19 protein-coding genes and 1 tRNA gene are annotated in these 18,523 nt (G+C 59.8%); 16 read left to right on the top strand and 4 right to left on the bottom strand.

What is annotated here, in order from left to right:
* Positions 1-27: 27 nt before the first annotated feature.
* Positions 28-651: a LysE family translocator gene (locus OU694_RS05155; protein WP_308909912.1), complete on the bottom strand. Its 624-nt coding sequence runs from the start codon at positions 649-651 to the stop codon at positions 28-30.
* Positions 652-782: 131 nt separating this feature from the next.
* On the opposite strand from OU694_RS05155, the gene coaD reads away from it, so the two are divergent.
* Genes coaD through tgt form a run of 4 tightly spaced genes read left to right on the top strand, consistent with a single transcriptional unit; the run spans position 783 to position 4,086 of the window.
* The gene (gene coaD / locus OU694_RS05160; RefSeq protein WP_373460253.1) at positions 783-1,283 is read left to right on the top strand and encodes a pantetheine-phosphate adenylyltransferase; all 501 of its coding nucleotides are present in this window, start codon (positions 783-785) and stop codon (positions 1,281-1,283) included.
* Positions 1,284-1,311: 28 nt separating this feature from the next.
* Complete coding sequence (locus tag OU694_RS05165) at positions 1,312-1,848, top strand: peptidylprolyl isomerase (protein ID WP_308909914.1); 537 nt, start codon at positions 1,312-1,314, stop codon at positions 1,846-1,848.
* A 52-nt stretch (positions 1,849-1,900) separates the two neighbouring features.
* Positions 1,901-2,941: a tRNA preQ1(34) S-adenosylmethionine ribosyltransferase-isomerase QueA gene (gene queA / locus OU694_RS05170; protein WP_308909915.1), complete on the top strand. Its 1,041-nt coding sequence runs from the start codon at positions 1,901-1,903 to the stop codon at positions 2,939-2,941.
* Complete coding sequence (gene tgt, locus OU694_RS05175) at positions 2,938-4,086, top strand: tRNA guanosine(34) transglycosylase Tgt (RefSeq protein ID WP_308909916.1); 1,149 nt, start codon at positions 2,938-2,940, stop codon at positions 4,084-4,086. Before queA ends, tgt begins: the two co-directional genes overlap by 4 nt.
* A 3-nt stretch (positions 4,087-4,089) precedes the next feature.
* On the opposite strand, the gene OU694_RS05180 is transcribed toward tgt, so the two are convergent.
* Positions 4,090-5,562, bottom strand: a complete 1,473-nt coding sequence (locus OU694_RS05180; RefSeq protein WP_308909917.1) for an alpha/beta hydrolase — start codon at positions 5,560-5,562, stop codon at positions 4,090-4,092.
* A gap of 155 nt (positions 5,563-5,717) precedes the next feature.
* Between OU694_RS05180 and OU694_RS05185 the strand changes: the two genes are divergently transcribed.
* The 11 genes from OU694_RS05185 (at position 5,718) to OU694_RS05235 (ending at position 15,542) form a co-directional block, all read left to right on the top strand.
* Positions 5,718-5,793 (top strand) — tRNA-Lys (locus tag OU694_RS05185).
* A 201-nt stretch (positions 5,794-5,994) separates the two neighbouring features.
* Positions 5,995-7,044 carry a lytic murein transglycosylase gene (locus tag OU694_RS05190; RefSeq protein ID WP_308909918.1) on the top strand — a complete coding sequence of 350 codons (1,050 nt, stop codon included), beginning with the start codon at positions 5,995-5,997 and terminating at the stop codon, positions 7,042-7,044.
* Between the two features lie 126 nt (positions 7,045-7,170).
* Positions 7,171-7,962, top strand: a complete 792-nt coding sequence (locus tag OU694_RS05195) for a septal ring lytic transglycosylase RlpA family protein (protein WP_308909919.1) — start codon at positions 7,171-7,173, stop codon at positions 7,960-7,962.
* Positions 7,963-8,009: 47 nt separating this feature from the next.
* The gene (locus OU694_RS05200; RefSeq protein ID WP_308909920.1) at positions 8,010-9,188 is read left to right on the top strand and encodes a D-alanyl-D-alanine carboxypeptidase family protein; all 1,179 of its coding nucleotides are present in this window, start codon (positions 8,010-8,012) and stop codon (positions 9,186-9,188) included.
* A gap of 2 nt (positions 9,189-9,190) precedes the next feature.
* Positions 9,191-9,835 (top strand): dTMP kinase, encoded by a 645-nt coding sequence (tmk, locus tag OU694_RS05205; RefSeq protein WP_373460254.1) that lies wholly within the window; start codon positions 9,191-9,193, stop codon positions 9,833-9,835.
* A gap of 1 nt (position 9,836) precedes the next feature.
* Entirely contained in the window at positions 9,837-10,967 is a 1,131-nt protein-coding gene (locus tag OU694_RS05210; RefSeq protein ID WP_308909922.1) for a DNA polymerase III subunit delta', read from the top strand.
* Between the two features lie 37 nt (positions 10,968-11,004).
* The gene (gene metG, locus OU694_RS05215; protein ID WP_308909923.1) at positions 11,005-12,561 is read left to right on the top strand and encodes a methionine--tRNA ligase; all 1,557 of its coding nucleotides are present in this window, start codon (positions 11,005-11,007) and stop codon (positions 12,559-12,561) included.
* Entirely contained in the window at positions 12,561-13,376 is an 816-nt protein-coding gene (locus tag OU694_RS05220; protein ID WP_308909924.1) for a TatD family hydrolase, read from the top strand. The genes metG and OU694_RS05220 overlap by 1 nt, the downstream gene beginning before the upstream one ends.
* Before the next feature lie 4 nt (positions 13,377-13,380).
* Positions 13,381-14,133, top strand: a complete 753-nt coding sequence (locus OU694_RS05225; protein WP_308909925.1) for an MBL fold metallo-hydrolase — start codon at positions 13,381-13,383, stop codon at positions 14,131-14,133.
* Positions 14,134-14,182: 49 nt separating this feature from the next.
* Positions 14,183-14,932, top strand: coding sequence for a retropepsin-like aspartic protease family protein (locus OU694_RS05230; protein WP_308909926.1), 750 nt, complete (start codon positions 14,183-14,185; stop codon positions 14,930-14,932).
* 22 nt (positions 14,933-14,954) lie between these two features.
* Entirely contained in the window at positions 14,955-15,542 is a 588-nt protein-coding gene (locus OU694_RS05235) for an NAD(P)H-dependent oxidoreductase (protein WP_308909927.1), read from the top strand.
* Here the strand turns inward: OU694_RS05235 and OU694_RS05240 are convergent.
* A complete protein-coding gene (locus OU694_RS05240; protein WP_308909928.1) occupies positions 15,514-16,038 on the bottom strand; it encodes a YaiI/YqxD family protein in 525 nt (174 codons plus the stop codon). The genes OU694_RS05235 and OU694_RS05240 overlap by 29 nt on opposite strands.
* A 298-nt stretch (positions 16,039-16,336) precedes the next feature.
* On the opposite strand from OU694_RS05240, the gene OU694_RS05245 reads away from it, so the two are divergent.
* Positions 16,337-17,155 carry a hypothetical protein gene (locus OU694_RS05245; RefSeq protein ID WP_308909929.1) on the top strand — a complete coding sequence of 273 codons (819 nt, stop codon included), beginning with the start codon at positions 16,337-16,339 and terminating at the stop codon, positions 17,153-17,155.
* A 147-nt stretch (positions 17,156-17,302) separates the two neighbouring features.
* On the opposite strand, the gene OU694_RS05250 is transcribed toward OU694_RS05245, so the two are convergent.
* On the bottom strand, positions 17,303-18,523 hold the full coding sequence (locus OU694_RS05250) for an aspartyl protease family protein (protein ID WP_308909930.1): 1,221 nt from the start codon (positions 18,521-18,523) through the stop codon (positions 17,303-17,305).

An 18,523-nucleotide genomic window follows, 5' to 3' on the forward strand; every position in this document is an offset into this window, starting at 1 on the left:
TCCATCCTAATGGACGTCTTTTGTTTTTCAGGCCGGGTTGACAAGCAACAGGAGAAGCGCGCCGCACAGCAGCACACCGCCCGCGAGCCGCGTGACGAAACGGGCACCACCCTTTTTCACCAGCCACGTGCGGGCATAGCTCGATGCCGCGACCCAGGTGCAGTCCCCGCCGACTGCGACGATCAGGAAGCCGAAGCCCATGACAATGAGCTGCGGGGTCACTGGCAGGTCCCGGCTGATGAACTGCGGATAGAAGGCGGCGAAAAACAGGATCGCTTTCGGGTTGGTGGCTGACAGCAGCATGGCATGCCGGAAGGCCTGTGCGGGCGTTTTGTCGGGCGCGGCACCAATCGTGACATTGCCTTTGGAGCGCAGCATCTGGATGGCCATGTGGGCGAGGAGTATGACCCCGCCATAACGGATTGCCGTAAAGCCCCAGTCGGGCAGGGCCATCAGCACGGCCGAAAAACCGGCGATATAGATTATCTGGAACAACACGAGCACGACACCGGCGCCCAGCGCGACCGCGAGGCCGTGGCGGCTGGAGCGGCCAAGCGTTTCGGCGATGATCATGCTGACAATGGGGCCGGGCGACAGCACAAGCAGGGCCGTTGCCGCCAGAAAGCCGGTAAAAAGCAGGGGGTCGACCAAGAGATTTGCCTCGAACTGTCGGTGATGACTTGTAATTTCCGGTTCGTTCGGGAATGTTGCACGAAAGCGGTTGCCCGGCAATGGGCGGCGCCATGCCTGACGGTCACCGAACGGGGGGAATTATCGTGAGCATAGAACGCATCGGCGTTTACCCGGGTACCTTCGACCCGATCACCAAAGGACATATCGATATCATCCGGCGCAGCCTGACGCTTGTGGACCGGCTGATCATCGGCGTGGCCACCAATCCCAGCAAGGACCCGATGTTCACGCTGGAAGAACGTGTGGCGATGGTGATGCGCGAGGCTGGCCCGCTGGCCGAAAAGGCCGAAGTCGCCTTCGAGGTCGTCCAGTTCGATGAACTGCTGATGCACTTTGCCGAGCGGATGAACGCGAATATCATCATCCGCGGCCTGCGTGCCGTGGCGGATTTCGAATATGAATTCCAGATGACCGGGATGAACTATCAGATCAACCCGTCTATCGAGACGGTTTTCCTGATGGCCGATCCGCGCTATCAGACGATCGCGTCGAAGCTCGTCAAGGAAGTTGCCATCTATGGCGGCAAGATCGATGCTTTCGTGCCGCCCGCTGTGGCCGAGGCCGTTCGGGCGAAAGTCAATAAATCTTGAGAACCGAGAAGCGGGGAAACAGCACCCGATGAAACCTTTCCTTTATGCCCTGATGATGATGGTGGGACTTATGACCAGTGAAGTTGCCGCAGAAGCGCAAGACCTCGAAAATACCCTGTACCTGGACCTCGATACCGGCGGCCGGGTGGTGATTGCCATGCGCCCCGATCTGGCTCCGAACCATGTTGCCCGTATCAAGGAACTGGTGCGCCAGGGCTTTTACGATGGCACAGTCTTCCACCGCGTGATCCCCGGCTTTATGGCGCAGGGCGGCGACCCGACCGGCACCGGCATGGGCGGTTCTGGCCAGAATATTGCGGCTGAATTTTCCGGCGCACCCCACCTGAGGGGCACTGTATCGATGGCGCGCGCCACCGACCCGGATAGCGCCGACAGCCAGTTCTTCATCTGCTTCACCCGTGTGGCCCACCTTGACCACCAGTATACCGTCTGGGGGCGTGTGATTTCCGGCATCGAGTTCGTGGACCAGATCGCTGTGGGCGAGCCGCCCCGCAATCCCAGCAAGATCGTGAAGATGCAGGTGGCGGCAGACGTGAAGGAATAACCGCCCGTCTTTCGCTTGAGGTCATGGGCGCTTTCGGCTAAAGCCAGCGCCCATGGACGTAAACCTTTTCGATTTTGACCTGCCTGACGACCGGATCGCACTTCGCCCTGCGAAGCCGCGCCATGCTGCACGCCTGATGGTGGTGAAGCCGGATGCGACCGAACACCGGCAGGTCATCGATCTTGCCGACTATCTGACGGCGGACGATATCCTCGTTTTCAACGACACCCGTGTGATCCCCGGTCGCCTCTTCGGCAAGCGGGGGGACGCCAAGGTGGAAGTGACCCTGCACAAGCGCGTCGACGCCACCGTGTGGGACGTGTTCGCCCGGCCCGCGCGCAAATGCCGACTTGGCGACAGGCTCGATTTTTCGGGCCTGACTGCCGAAGTGATCGCAGTGGGCGATGCTGGTGAGCGACGCCTTGCATTCGATGTGGCACCGGACGCGATGACCGATGCACTGACAAGCCATGGCGTGATGCCACTGCCGCCCTATATCGCGGCGCAGCGCCCGGTGGATGACGCCGACCTTGAAGACTATCAGACCCTGTATGCGGACCGTGCCGGTGCTGTGGCGGCGCCGACAGCCGGCCTGCACTTTACGCCTGAACTGATGGCCAAGCTCGATGCCAGGGGTGTGGAGCGGGTGTTTGTCACCTTGCATGTCGGCGCCGGCACCTTCCTGCCCGTGAAGGCTGACGACACGGACGATCACAAGATGCATGCCGAATGGGGCGAGGTGAGCGCCGAAACGGCGGCACGCCTCAATGCCGCGCGGGCGCGTGGGGGGCGGATCGTGGCGGTTGGCACCACATCGCTCCGGCTTCTGGAAAGCGCGACCGGTGACGATGGCATCGTGAAACCGTTTGAGGGCGACACAGCGATCTTCATCACGCCCGGCTACCGCTTCAAGGCCATTGACCTGTTGATGACCAATTTCCACCTGCCGAAATCGACGCTGTTCATGCTGGTGAGTGCGCTTGCGGGGCTTGATCGCATGCAGGCGGCTTACAAGATGGCGGTGGACGAAGGCTACCGCTTCTATTCCTACGGCGACAGCAGCCTCCTTTTCCCGAAGCGAGACGAGACATGACCGAACGCGAACGCTTCAGATTTGATATTCATGCGACTGACGGTGCAGCCCGCACGGGCACCATCCATATGAAGCGCGGCGACATTCGCACGCCTGCCTTCATGCCGGTGGGCACCGCAGGCACGGTGAAAGCCATGATGCCTGAAAATGTCCGCGCGACTGGCGCCGACATCCTTCTTGGCAACACCTATCACCTGATGCTGCGCCCGACGCCCGAGCGGGTGGACCGGCTGGGTGGGCTTCATAAATTCATGAACTGGGACCGGCCGATCCTCACCGACTCCGGCGGTTTTCAGGTCATGTCGCTCGCCGAGCTTCGCAAAATGAGCGAGGAGGGGGTGACCTTCCAGTCGCACCTTGATGGCAGCAAGATCCTCCTCACGCCTGAACGCTCGATGGAAATCCAGCGGCTTCTGGGTTCGGATATCGTCATGTGCTTCGATGAATGCACGCCGTTCCCTGCGACCTATGAGCAGACACGGTCGTCGATGGAGCTTTCCATGCGCTGGGCGAGACGGTCGCGAGACGGGTTCAACAGCGGTGAAGCTCATGCCGCGCGCTCGGCGCTTTTTGGCATCGTGCAGGGCGGGGTCTATGAGGACCTGCGCTTCCAGTCGATCGATGCGCTGACCGATATAGGCTTCGACGGTTATGCAGTGGGCGGACTTGCAGTGGGCGAGGGCCAGGAAGAGATGTTCCGTGTCCTTGATTTCACCATGCCGAAGATGCCGAAGCACACACCGCGTTACCTGATGGGGGTCGGCAAGCCTGACGATATCGTCGGCGCGGTGGAACGCGGGATCGACATGTTTGATTGCGTGCTGCCCACGCGATCAGGCCGCACCGGGCAGGCCTTCACGCCCTATGGCCCCATCAATATGAAGAATGCCCGCCACAAGGACGATCCGCGCCCCATCGTTGAGGGCTGTGCCTGTCCGGCCTGCACAAACTACAGCCGCGCCTATGTGCATCACCTGATCCGGGCGGGGGAGATCCTCGGCGCGATGCTGCTGACCTGGCATAACCTGCAGTTTTATCAGGATATGATGGCGGGCTTGCGCTCAGCGATTGCTGAGGGACGTTTGACCGAGCATGCAAATGCCTTCCGGGCCGACTATGCGCGCGGCGATATTGAGCCCCTCTAGGTCCTAGCGCACTGAAATCGGCTGGAAGAAGGGTATCTGCAGGTCGTCTCGCTTGCAGGTGGTTGGCGCTTGCGCTTCCGGGCTGCGGAAGAAAGCGTCGATATCGTCGAGCACGCAACCCGCCGCAAGTTGAACCACGTGCCCGGCGTTGACATAGAGGCCCCGGCGGACCATGGCATCGCTGGAGAAGGCCTTGTCGACACTGCTGGCTGGCGTTACGGGGTCGAGCGTGCCGCTCAGGACAAAGGTCGGCATCTGCGGCGCTGAGGGCTTGGCGATGCTCTCGGGGGACGCAACATCAAGTGCTGTGCAAATATGCTGCTGGCGGGCTTTCAGGTAAGTCAGCATCGGGCTCAGGGCCGGGTGGGTGGCTGCATCGGCATCAAGGGCCCGGTGCCAGCGCGCCATGGGCCATTCGCTGCAGCGGACGATATGATGGACGGCGAAACTGAGCGCAGGGGTATCATCCAGCACATAGCCACTGATGAGGCTTGCGAAGCGGCGTTGCAGGTCCGCGTCGCTGCGGGATGCGGCGATATAGGGTAGGTGCCCGGCTTCCACGGGGCTCGCGAGCGCGGAAACAAGGCGCAGTTCAAGATGCGCTTGCGCGGGCTTTACATATCCGAGCGTTTCGCCGGACATCTGGTCACGCAGGCGCATTGCCGGTGCGGATGCCTGGTCGAAGGCGGCAAGCCGGGTCAGCAATTTTTCTGCCATATAGCGGCCGCGTGTAGGGCATTTCCGCCGGTAGCGGCAGGCCTCCTGCAGATTATCGAGGGCTATGATCAGATTCTGCCCACTGTGCCAGAAACTGGACACCCATGGCGTTTCCGGGGAATCAAGGACAAGCGCCTGCACGAGATCGGGCCTAAGCTCTGCAACATCAAGGGCGATGCGGGCGCCGTATGATTCCGCAAGGATATCCACCTTGGCAGTGTTCAGCGCGGCCAGCGCACCCGCCAAGCGCCTTGCAGTGGCAACGGTGCCGAGATCCGCAGCACGCCCTCCGAGCTTGCCAAGGTGATCGAGGCAGGCCCTGAGCGGCGGCACGGGGTCATTGGTCATGGGGCGGGCGGCCTCGGGTGTTTCGGCTGCTTCCCAGAGGCGTGGTGCAAGTTCGCCTGCACAGGCAAGGTCCGACGGGGCCTTGCTATCCAGCCCCGGGGGCACGGCGACCAGCAGGACACGCTGCCAGCGGTTCGCCAGCGCCTGCATGCGCGGGAACTGACGGTCGGGATAAAGACCCGGACCACCGAAAATATAGACAAGCGGCAAGCGTGTCGTCGTCATCCCACCACCGGGGCGTATGATCAGGATGTCCGTGGCGTCCGATGTCGGGGCTCGGCAGCGGGACGGGCCACCCACATCAAGCATGCCCGGTTCGCAAACGGGAATGTCGTCGGCGACCGCTTTTTGCGCCGCGGACGTGACGGCGAGGCCAAACGTAAAGGCGAGCGTTGACAAGGCCTTGATCATAATCATTCTGCTGGAACCTGATGGCATGCCCTAATGCTACAAACTTGCCCGCAAACCCGCAATATTATTAGGGTTTATGGAAAAATGCGTAAGGGGCGTTACTTTTCCTTGACCGATGAAATCGATGCCCCTATGTTCCGCCCCGTTCCCGATGGGGGCCCATAGCTCAGCTGGTAGAGCAACTGACTTTTAATCAGTAGGTCACAGGTTCGAATCCTGTTGGGCTCACCATTCAAGAGACGGGCTGGCGATTGTTCGCCGGCCCGTTTTCTTTTGCGCGGATCCGGGTCTGATTTCGGCTATCATATGGCGAAAGAAGGCTTTCCTTGCCAATCATCCGCGCCTGCCATTAAAAAGCCGGGTTTGAGGGTTGAGTTTGGCCCGCGACTGCCTAAACTTGATTCAACGTTTCGAGCTTTCCGGGGGGAACACATGCAGAGTTTCAAAAGTCTGGCCGCGGCCCTCATGCTGGCAACCACCATGAGCGCCCCGTCGCTGGGCAACGACTCTGCCGAGGCCAAAACACCCGCCCAGGATCCCGCCTTCACCGAATGGCTTGCCGGTGTGCGCAGCGAGGCGCTGTCGCGTGGTATCGGCGAAGCCACGCTTGATAACGTGCTGCCCGGCATCAGCCCCATCGAGCGGGTGATCAAAAGCGATAAGGCCCAGCCCGAATTCAAGGAAACCTACGCCACCTATCTTCAGAAGCGCGTCTCCGACTGGCGCAAGGCGAAGGGGGCGGAAATGGTTGTCGCGCATGCGGATGCGCTTGCTGCCGCCACTGAGAAATACGGCGTACAGGGCAGGGTGATCGCTGCTATCTGGGGGATCGAGACCAACTACGGGACCATCCCGCTCACCTATTCCGCTTTCGACACGATCGCCACGCTTGCCTATGACAAGCGCCGGGCCGACCGGTTCCGGCGCGAGCTTTTTGCAGCCCTTGAAATTGTTGATAGTGGTTATGCCGACCTCGATGAGATGAAAAGCAGCTGGGCTGGCGCGCTTGGCCAGCCGCAATTCATGCCGGAAGCCTATCTGCGTTTCGCCGTGGATATGGACGGCGACGGCCACCGCAATATCTGGACATCCCACGCCGATGTTTTCGGCTCCATCGCGCACTATCTGAACATGAACGGCTGGAAAGGGAACGAGACTTGGGGCCGCCCGGTCCGGTTGCCGAAGAAAGGCGGTGCGGATATGGTTGGCCAGCAGGCTGATGGCGTGGCTCCGCCCGCCCACTGCAAGGCCTACAAGACGCTTGGTGGCTGGCGGTCGCTTGCTGACTGGCAGGCTGCTGGTATCCGCCGTCTTTCGGGTGATGATCTGCCTGCCGTCGATATCGCTGCAGCACTTGTTGTGGGTGATGAAGATGACGACCAGGCCTATCTGGTTTATGGCAACTTTTGCTCGATCATGCGGTACAATCCCGCATTCCGTTATGCGCTTGCAGTCGGGCTCCTGTCCGACACGTTCAAATAGGTCCGTGCCTTGAAAAGTCTTCCGCTTTCCATTCTGGTTGCTTCCTCGGTTCTTGTCGCCGCCTGCTCGAGCGGCCCTTCTCATCAAGGCTCGTCGGTGCCCACGGCGCGCAGCAGCAGCATCCCCATGACCAAGGATGGCCGCAAGATCGGCAATCCCTATCAGGTGGCGGGTGTCTGGTATTATCCGAAGGATGACCCGGCCTATGACGAGACCGGCTATGCCTCATGGTATGGCACCGAGTTTCACGGCAAGAAGACGGCGAACGGCGAAGTCTTCGACATGAATACTCTGTCGGCAGCCCACAAGACGCTGCCGCTGCCGTCCTATGTCAAGGTCACGAACCTAGAGAATAATCGTACGATGGTCATTCGCGTGAATGATCGGGGGCCGTTCGTTTCCGGCCGCATCATCGATATATCGCGGCGCGGTGCCCAGCTCCTCGGCTTCCACGCACAGGGGTTGACCAAGGTCCGGGTGCAGGTGAGCGATGAATATGGCAATCCGCTTTCCACGGGTCGCGCTCTGAGCGAAGGGCCGCGTGAAGCTGCACCGGCGCAGGTTGCCTCCAATGATGTTCTGATGGAAGAAAGCCTGGATGCACCGGCCGGCGAGCCTTTGCCTGCGGCGCCGGTTGCCACATCGCCGGTGCGGACACCGGCGCCTGTCGTGGCATCGTCGGCTTCTGGTGGCCATTTTGTGCAGATCGGTGCGTTTTCGGACCGATCCGGCGCCGAGGCGCAGGCCCGCAAGCTCGAATCAATCGGCGAGCAGGCAGAGATCGAACCGGTGGATGCCGGCGGTCGCCGTCTGTGGCGCGTGCGGATCGGACCTTTCTCGCTGAAAGATATGGCTGATAGCGTGCTTTCGAAGGTCGTTTCCAACGGCTTTTTTGACGCGCGCGTCATGAGCCGCTAAACCAACTTCTGAACCTTGAAACCAAATAACCATCCGGGAACAAGACGATGCTGAAGACTTCTGCGATTGCTGGTTTGCTGGCAGTCGCCCTCACGGCCAATGCCACTGCCCAGGAAATGGACTCGCCGGCGCGCGAAGCGATCCTCCTGGACGCCAGCACCAACACGGTACTGTTTGAAAAGAATGCCGATGAGCCGTTCCCGCCGGCCTCGATGAGCAAGCTGATGACCGTCTATATGGCATTCGATGCCATCAAGCGCGGCAAGCTGAGCCTTGAGGACCAGGTGACCGTTTCGCCCGATACCTGGCGCAAGTGGAACAATCAGGGCTCCACCATGTTCCTGAGCCCCAATGACGTGGTCACCATCAAGGACCTGCTTCTGGGGATTATCGTGCTTTCCGGTAACGATGCCTGCGTGGTGCTGGCTGAATATATGGCAGGCAGCCACGATACCTTCGCCGAGTGGATGAACACCAAGGCGCAGGAAATCGGCATGACGAACAGCTATTTCCTCAATGCCAACGGTTGGCCGGCGGAAGGCCATGAGATGAGCGCGCGTGATCTTGCGACGCTTTCCTATCATCTGGCGACTGATTTCCCCGAGCTTTACGAGCTCTTCAAGGTTCGCGAGTATCTCTACAAGGATTACAAATCCAACCGCTTCAACCGGAATCCGTTGCTTGGCCGTTTCCCGGGTGCTGACGGCCTGAAGACCGGCCACACGGAAGAATCGGGCTATGGTCTTACGGCTTCGGCTGTGCAGAAAGGCCGCCGCCTGATCCTTGTCGTCGGCGGGCTTTCCTCCATGGCGGAACGTGCACGGGAGAGCGAGCGGTTGCTGCAATATGGTTTCCGCAATTTCGGCTATTATCCGCTCTTCAAGGCTGGTGAGGCTGTCGACAATGCCGATGTCTGGCTCGGACAGGCTGGCACCGTGCCGCTTGTTGTAGAAAATGACCTCGGCATCACCCTGTCGCGCGGCCAGCGCAGCAAGATGCAGGTGACGGTTAATTATATGGGGCCGGTGAAGGCGCCGATCACCAAGGGGCAGGAGCTCGGCTCGCTGACGATCAGCGCCCCGGACCGCAAGGATGTGACTGTGCCGCTCGTTGCTGGCGCCTCTGTTGAGGAAATCAGCGGCTTTGGCCGCCTTGGTGCGGCGCTCAGCTATTTCATCTTCGGCTCCAGCGCGCCCGCCGAGGCGCAACCTGCGACAGCCGAGTGATCGTGGCACGCGGCCGGTTCATCACGCTTGAAGGCGGGGAGGGCGCTGGGAAATCGACCCAGATTCGCCGCCTCGCCGCCCGGCTGCAGGCTTCAGGCATAAAGGTGCTGCTAACCCGCGAACCCGGCGGATCGGAAGGGGCGGAGGAAATCCGTGGCCTTCTGGTGACCGGGGAACCCGGTCGCTGGACCGCGATGACCGAAGCCTTGCTGGTGACTGCCGCGCGGGCTGATCATGTGGCCCGCACTGTTCTGCCGGCACTCGAGCGCGGCGAATGGGTGATTTCCGACCGTTTCTACGATTCCACCATTGCTTATCAGGGCTATGCCCACGGCCTTGGTGCCCAAAAAATGGAAGACTTGCAGCGGCTCGCGCTTGGTGACATGGCGCCGGACCTGACGCTCATCCTCGACTTGCCGGTTGAGATGGGCCTTGCCCGTGCCGGTCACCGGGAGGGGCAGGTGCAGGGCGGTGAGGATCGGTTCGAGCGCATGCCGAAAAGCTTCCACGAAGCGCTCGCGGATGGCTTCCGCCAGATTGCCGTAACCCACAAGGATCGCTGCACACTGATCGACGCGACCGGTGATGCCGATGCTGTCGAGGCAGCAATCTGGGCCGCCGCGCAGGCACGGCTGGGACTCAACTGACATGGCAGAGGCAGGAACCAGCCCGACTTTCGAGGACGACCCGCGCTTCACTCGCGATCTTGTTGGGCATGAAGCTGCGGAGCGCACTTTTCTGGACGCTTATCTTGGTGGGCGCTTGCACCATGCGTGGCTCATCACCGGCCCCAAGGGCGTAGGCAAGGCCACACTGGCTTGGCGGATAGCCAAGTTCCTGTGCGCGGAAGACGCGACCGAAGAAGCGGATGCCGGCGGCCTGTTCGGTGATGCCTTGCCGAAGGAGCCGCCCCAAAGCCTTGCGACCGACCCGGAAAATGCTGTGATCCAGCGGATTCTTTCAGGTGGCCACGGTGGCATCCGGGTGATCGAGCGCACGGTCAATGAAAAGACCGGCAAGATGCGCACGGAAATCCCGATTGATGATGTACGCGGGCTGACAAGCTTTTTCCAGCAGACCAGCGCTGAAGGCGGCTGGCGGATCGCCATCATCGATGCGGTTGATGAACTGAATACAGCGGCCTCGAACGCGCTTCTGAAGCTTTTGGAAGAACCGCCACACAAATCCATCCTGCTGCTCGTCGCGCATGCGCCGGGACGTTTGCTTCCGACGATCCGCAGCCGCTGTCGCACCCTGGCGCTCAGGCCGCTTTCGGCAGGCGAGGTGGCAAATGTGCTGTCCATCCGCTGCCCTGATCTCGATACCGTGAACCTGCAAGGGCTCGCCGCCCTATCAGAAGGTGCGCCGGGCAGGGCGATTGCGCTGCAGGCGCAGGGTGGTATGGTGCTTTATGAAACGCTGTCGGGCATGATGGCGGCGCTGCCGGACCTTACCATGACCGCCGTGCACGGCCTTGCTGACACGCTCGCCGCTGCCAAGAACGATGCCGACTACCGGCTTTTTGTGACCCTGACGACAGGTTGGCTGGAGCGGCTGGTGCGCTTTACGGCCTCCGGCGTGATCGGTGCTGAAGTGGTGCCGGGCGAAACAGCGGCGATGCAGCGTCTTGGCACGCTTGCGGGGGTTGATCGCTGGCTCGCGCTGTGGGAAAAGGTGGGCCAGCAGTTTGCCCGCGCCGATGCGGTCAATCTGGACCGCAAGCAGGTCATCCTTTCCTTCTTCACCTCGGCCATGGCCGTGGCGCGTGGGCAGGGTTGACCGCTCGTTTTTTCAGTCCTTATCCCGTGAGAATGCCATGACCGACCGGCCGTCCTATTACATCACGACGCCCATTTACTATGTGAACGATGTGCCGCACATCGGCCACGCCTACACGACGCTTGCCTGCGACGTGCTGGCGCGCTTCAAGCGGCTGGATGGCTTCGACGTGATGTTCCTGACCGGTACCGACGAGCATGGCCAGAAAGTGGAGAAGTCCGCCGAGAAAGCCGGTGTCGATCCGCAGGCCTTCTGCGACCGGGTGTCTGAACGCTTCCGCGATCTCGCCAAGGCGATGAATTTCTCGAACGACCAGTTCATCCGCACCACCGAGGATCGGCACAAGAAAGCTGTTCAACATCTTTGGAAAGAACTCGTCGCAAAGGGTTATATTTACGAGGATAAATACGCTGGCTGGTACTCGGTTCGCGACGAGGCCTTCTACGGCGAAGCTGAGCTCATCGATGGTCCGGACGGCGCCAAAGTGGCCCCGACCGGCGCGCCTGTCGAGTGGGTGGAGGAGCCGAGCTTCTTTTTCAAGCTGTCAGCCTTCGAGGACAAGCTCCTGGAGCTTTACGACACACAGGAAGATTTCGTGCTGCCAAAATCGCGCCTCAATGAGGTGCGCAGCTTTGTGAAGGGCGGCCTTGAGGATCTTTCAATCAGCCGTACCACCTTCAGCTGGGGCGTGCCGGTGCCGGATGTGCCGGGGCATATCATGTATGTCTGGATTGACGCGCTGACGAATTATCTGACCGCCATCGGCTATCCCGATACGGACAGCGAGACCTACGAGAAATACTGGCCAGCCAATGTGCACATGGTCGGCAAGGATATCTTGCGCTTCCATGCTGTTTACTGGCCTGCCTTCCTGATGGCCGCCGATCTGCCGGTGCCGCAGCGCGTGTTCGCGCACGGCTGGTGGACGAACGAAGGCCAGAAGATTTCGAAATCGCTTGGTAACGTGATCGACCCCTTCGCGCTCATTGAAAGCCACGGGCTTGATCCCGTCCGCTTCTTCCTTCTGCGTGAAGTACCCTTTGGCAACGACGGCGATTTCTCGGAACGCGCTTTCCTCATCCGCTGCAATGCCGACCTTTCGAACAATTTCGGCAATCTGGCGCAGCGTTCGCTGTCGATGATTTTCAAGAATTGCGATGGCACCGTGCCCACGCCCGGTGCCTTCTCTGATGCCGACAAGGCGATCCTCGCCGCTGTTGAGGGGCTGCTGCCTGTCGTGCGCGGCCATATGGACCGTCAGGCCTTCAATCTGGCGCTTGATGCCATCTGGGGTGTGGTCGGTGAGGCAAACGTCTATATCGCGAACGAAGCGCCCTGGACGCTGAAGAAAACCGATCCCGAACGCATGGGCACGGTTCTTTATGTAACGGCTGAATGTGTGCGCCAGCTGGCCATCCTCATCCAGCCGTTCATGCCGATGGCGATGGAAAAGATGCTGGACCAGATGGCAGTGGAGGGCCGCGGTTTCGATACGCTTGGCGAAGCTGGCCGGTTGAAGCCCGGTGCTGCCATAGCCCAGCCGCAAGGCGTGTTCCCGCGCTTCGAGGTGCCGGCGGGCGAAGGGGCTGCCTGATGGCAGACGGGTTCGGATATCTGGTCGATAGCCACTGCCACCTGAATTACAAGGGCCTCCGCGAAGACGAGGGCGCGGTGATCGGCCGTGCCCGCGCTGCAGGCGTTGGCACTATGCTGACGATCAACACCAAGCTTCGCGAGTTTGACGAATGCCTGCGCATTGCCGAAGCGAACGCAGACATTTATGCCAGCGTGGGCATCCACCCGCATGAGGCCGAAAACGAGCCCAATGTGGCGCTCGGGGAACTCACCAAGCGCGCGGCACACCCAAAGGTCGTCGGTATCGGTGAAACGGGCCTCGATTATTATTACGATAACGCGCCGCGCGACCTGCAGCAGGCGAACTTCCGCACCCATATCCGGGCGGCGCGGGAGACGGGCCTGCCGGTGATCATCCATACCCGCGACGCGGATGAAGACTGTGTGGCTATCCTCGGGCAAGAAATCGCCGAGGGTGGTCCCTTCAAGGGGCTTATCCATTGCTTTACCGCAAGCCAGTGGCTGGCGGATGAAGTGCTGGCCATGGGGCTTTCCATCTCCATCTCCGGGATCGTGACCTTCAAAAGTGCGAAGGACCTGCAGGCGACCGTGAAGGCGCTGCCGATGGACAGGCTGCTGGTCGAGACCGACGCACCCTTCCTTGCCCCCGTGCCGCACCGGGGCAAGGTATGCGAGCCCGCCTTTGTGGCCGATACCGCGCGCTTCGTGGCGGACCTCAAAGGCGTGAGCTTCGAGGAATTGCAGGAAGTCACGACGGCCAACTTCTTCCGCCTGTTCGACAAGGCAAAGCCGCCGGTGCGGGCAGGGGAGTGATGCGATGAAGCTGACGATCCTTGGCTGTGGCACGTCGGGCGGCGTTCCGCGCCTGCCGGAATATTGGGGCAAATGCGACCCGAACGAGCCAAGGAATCGTCGCCGCCGGTCCAGCATCCTGATCGAGGAGGCAGGCACTACGCTTCTGGTCGACACCACGCCGGACCTGCGCCAGCAGATGCTGGATGCAGGAGTGGGGAAGCTCGATGCCGTTTTCTATACCCACGATCATGCCGACCATACCCACGGGATCGATGACCTGCGCGGCTTCTTCCAGGTCACGCGCGAGAAAGTGCCGGTTTACGGCGATGCCTTCACGCTTGAAGTGCTGAAAGCCCGGTTCGACTATATTTTCCGCCAGAAAGGCGGCTATCCCGCCATTGCGAAGGCGCATGTGATGAACGGCCCGGTCAAGGTTGGCCCCATCACCATGATCCCGTTCGAACAAGGGCACGGCGACGGTATTTCCTATGGCTTCCGCTTTGGCGACATGGCCTATTCGACCGACCTGAATGTGATGCCGGAAAGTGCCTTTGCCGCCCTTGAAGGCGTGAAGGTCTGGGTGGTTGATGCACTCCGACCCGAGCCGCACCCCACGCACACGCACCTTGCCCAGACGCTCGAATGGATCGAACGGGTGCAGCCCGAGCGCGCGGTCCTGACTCACATGACGTGGGACATGGATTACCAGACGCTGAAGGCCTCGCTGCCCGCGGGCGTGGAGCCCGCCTACGACGGCATGGTGATCGAGCTTTGACAGGCGCGCTTGCCGCGCTAAGCTCGGCCCATACTGGAGAGGGAAGGGTATGAGCAACAATCCCTGGCATCAGGTGCCGGAAAGCAGCAGGCAGAACGGGCAGGGCGGCGGGCAAGGCCCCGGCGAACCGCGTGGTCGCCTCTGGCTGTTCATTGCCTTCCTCATCGGTCTCGCGCTTCTCATGTTCGTGCTGTACCAGCTTCGGCCCGACGTCGGGCTTGGCCGGCCGGAAATCTGGCGGTCGCTTCTGATTGTCGTATTCGTCGGCGGCTCGGCGATTTACTGGAGCAGGGCGCGGCTATCGGATCTGGTGCGCGCAGCTGGCCTCTGGGTCATGATTATCGCCGGGATCGGCGCTTTCTATATGATGGGCAATGATGTTTCCGACCGGATCATGAGTGAACTGGATCCGAGCGGCGTGCGCAGCACATCCGAGGGGCTGATGGTCCGCCGCGCGGCGGATGGTCATTTCTGGTTGCGGGCGGAACTGAACGGTACACCGATCCTGATGATGGTGGATACGGGTGCCACTCACATCGTGCTGAGCCGCGAGGACGCGAAACGCGCCGGGATCGATGTGAACACACTCGATTTTACCAGCATCGCCGAAACCGCCAACGGCCGTGTGCGCTTCGCCTTCGCGGGCGGCAACGCGATGGCACTGGATGATGTCGTTTTCGAAGATGTCACCGTAACCGTGAATGGCGGCGAACTGCCGGGCTCGCTTTTTGGCATGGCGGGCCTGCGACGTTTTGCCAGCTTCGAAATCGCCGGGGATACGCTTATCCTGAAACCCTGACGCACAAGCCGGGAGGCGCACGATGGGCCGCAATATCCTGATCCTGCAAGGTCACCCGGACGGGCGCGGCGGCCATTTCTGCCATGCGCTAGCCAGCGCCTACGCCGAAAGCGCGGCAAAGGCGGGCCACACGGTGCGAACAGTCGAAATCGCGCGCCTTGAAGGGCTGGCCTTCATGACAGACCCGGCCGACTTCGCAAAACCGGCGCCAGCGCCCATAGCAGCGGTTCAACAGGCGGTCATGGAATGCGATCATATAGTGATCATATTTCCTTTATGGCTCGGCATGTTGCCAGCCATACTTAAAGCATTTCTGGAGCAACTGAGCCGCGCGGAATTCGCGCTTGGCGCCAATGACAAGGGCGGCTGGCCGGCGCAGAATCTGAAGGGCAGGTCGGCCCATGTGATCGTCACCATGGGCATGCCGGCCTTCGCCTTCCGGCTGTTTTTCCGCGCCCACGGTGTGAAGGCGCTGGAAACGGCGTTCCTCAGGATCAGCGGCATCAAGCCGGTGAAAAACACCTATATCGGCGGGGTTGAGGCAATCGGCGACAAGGGCCGCCAAAAGTGGCTGGAACGGATCAGGAACGCGGGCGCCAAGTTGCGCTAAGCATCCGTTTTCGCTGCTGGATCAATGTTTCAAGTCCGACCTTGAAATCAGACCGTTGCCGACCCGAGAACGGCTTGTTCATGCCCGAAATTTCGCCCATGGCGCGGAGCTGGCTGTTCAGCTCCCGCATCGCGACGGCGGAGGCGATATTCTGCGCGGTGAAGGGCCGGCCATCGGGGCCGATGGCGGCGCCGCCGGCTTTCAGCACGCGCTCGGCCAGCAGGATATCGGCGGTGACGACGATGGACGCCTCGCTCGTTCGGTCGGCAATCCAGTTGTCGGCTTCATCAAAGCCGTCGCCAACCACGATCTTGTGGACATTGGCGCCGACATCGAGCCGCAGCCATTGATTGGAAACCAGAAACACCGCCAGCGCGTGCCGTGCGCCAATCACCAGGATTTCAGATTTCACCGGGCAAGCATCGGCATCGACGATCAGATGGATCGTGCCGGGGTCAGGAACGTTGGGGACGGGATTTTCTGTCAGATCATTCATGCGGGCAGTTTTTAGCCGGATTTGCCGCAGGTGGCTATAAAATCCATATATGTTTTATTTCCCATGCCCCCGGCCTGCCGCCCGTGTCGGCCGCTCGGCCACGGATACCCTTAAACGCAAAGTCGAGGAGGCCAAGGCCAATAAAAAGTTTTCTGGGATTCGCGATATTGCAAACAGCTATGTACTGTAACGGCGACACGCGTTGCTCCAAGGTGGCAAGCACTCCAGTTCAAGTTCATTATAGTTTCTCTTGAAAATACATCCTTAAGTATATATATTCAACCTGAGAGTGTATGACATGCACAACATCATGAGAAACATCGCAGTGTCAATAACGGCGCTATTCTTGAGCGCAGCAAGTGAAACTTATGGCACTGGCACAGACGAGGCATCGAAAGCCACGAAGCCGGTGATTTCCTATCGCCATTGGGTGGAGGTTGGGCGACCTGCCAATTTTTACATGCTGGAACGACTGGGTTCACCTACAAGCGCCAGAGTTTGTGATGCCATATTGGAAGCCTTGAACAAGGAACATTCTGCTGCTGGATATTCGGGCTTGGTCTACAAGCGTTTTGGTAGACCAAGTTTTGATGCGGCAAGTTGGTGGGTCTATTCTGACATAGCGATGGCATCGAGGCTCACTCTCGAATGGAGCGTGGTGGATAAGGACCAGGTTTTGAGAATGCCCGAGATGACGTCAGCTGACCTTGATGGAGATGGCGAGGAAGAAAAGGTATTCCGCGAAATGGTCGGGCCGTCAGGTATACATCGTCACAATCTATATAGGGTCCCAGCTGCTCTGGCGCAGAAGGCCTGGAGTACGGGTAGCTCCATGCGCTACCTCAGGCAGCTTGCCTCTCAGTCCTCGATATACACTGAAGGCAATTCACCGTTGTTGACTGTCAATCTGCCGGACTCAGAGGGCTACGTCGATCCACTTGATGGCTACAAGAACATCGTAAATGTCAGCGGAGAATATTTCTTGATGGTTATGCGGTCCAGATCAAAAGAATACAGTGAAAACAATGTATTTCTGAGGATTCTGAAGGTTTTGGATAATAGTCATCAAACCTTAGAATGCGTTATTAGATCGACTTACACCATAAAGTATATCTAGTTACAATGGGGGCTAGCATGTCGCAGCAACAGGCTGTGAACTGTACGAGTCATACGGGTCAGATATTTCCCATAATATAAATTATGCGCGCAGTCGATCGTTTCAAACGCGGTGCGTCATGGGCAAACTCGAAGCGCCCCTCCCGGTCTATTGTGTTGCCGGAATCTCTATCGTCTGTGCTGCACCGTTTCGTAGCACCACGATCTTCGCCGGCTCTCTTGCGTCAAATGTGTCGAAGAGCCAATTCGCTTTCTCGCACCTGTCGGCATCGGACGTCACACGCAGCGACTTTCCTTGCAGCTCGATAACCTGATCGCCCAGTTGCAGGCCGGCGGCTTCGGCCTCGGATCCGTGAAACAATTGTGTGACCGACGCATGATCCTCGCCCAGCGTGACGGCATAGCCCGGGTGTGTATCCGCTGGCTCCGCCTTCTGTCGTTTCTCGAGTATCAGCTCGCCTTTGGTATAGTCCATGCTGATGACATAGGATCCAAGCAGGCCTGCCCCCAGCAGAGTTGGTGGCACATCGCGCTTGAGGCCTTGCAAGTTATTGATTTCCTTGGCGCCCAGTTCGATCTTTGACAGATCGAAATAAGCAAGGTCCGTCACCGTGCCAGCACCGCCGGCGGAGATGCCTTGGGAGCCCCTCCCCGTTCTTATGGTGTGGGGCGGAATGTTCGCCCTCACTGAAGGATTGTCATAAACACCGGCGAACAGGGAAATTTCAGCCGAACTTCCCGTGTCGAACAAGGCTTTGTCGGTGATGGTGCCCGCCTTGTAATCGACAATCGGTGCATGGGGATATCCGAAATCATACAATCGTGTGCGCAGGAACGGGCGTTTCACACCCAGGGCGGCTGCATCCTGCGCGATACTCAGGCGGCCCTCCTCCATATCGATCTGCCATGCATTTCCGGGAAATATTTCCGAACCGATCACGCCACCGTCGAAGATGCATGGCCCCAGCGGAAGCTCTGAATCATCAAATATCAGGACAGGCACCTTTCGGAACTCGACATCGCCGATGGAGAGCGAGTCCAGAATAGCTATGTCCATTGTGACGGGCGCGCCGTGGGCATCCCGGCCTGTGTTCTGCCCGACATGGGCCAGCCCGAGCGTGTCGGCGAAACGGCGTGTCAGGATGCTCGGCGAGCCGGTATCGAATATGAATTGGCGCTTCTGCCCGTTTGCAGATGCATCGATAAACAGTTTACCGGCACGAAGTTTGATCGGTACCGATGAAACGGGCGCTTTTCGTTCGACGCCCGGAGGTGTTGAAAGAATATCTTTCAGATTCGCATCGTTGGCGGATGCAGCCGGTGCAGCAAGTGCAAAGACTGCGCATAAACCGAGTGTCGAACGAAACAT

Origin of the sequence: Pseudokordiimonas caeni (assembly GCF_026719705.1) — a bacterium.
GTDB lineage: Bacteria > Pseudomonadota > Alphaproteobacteria > Sphingomonadales > Kordiimonadaceae > Gimibacter > Gimibacter caeni.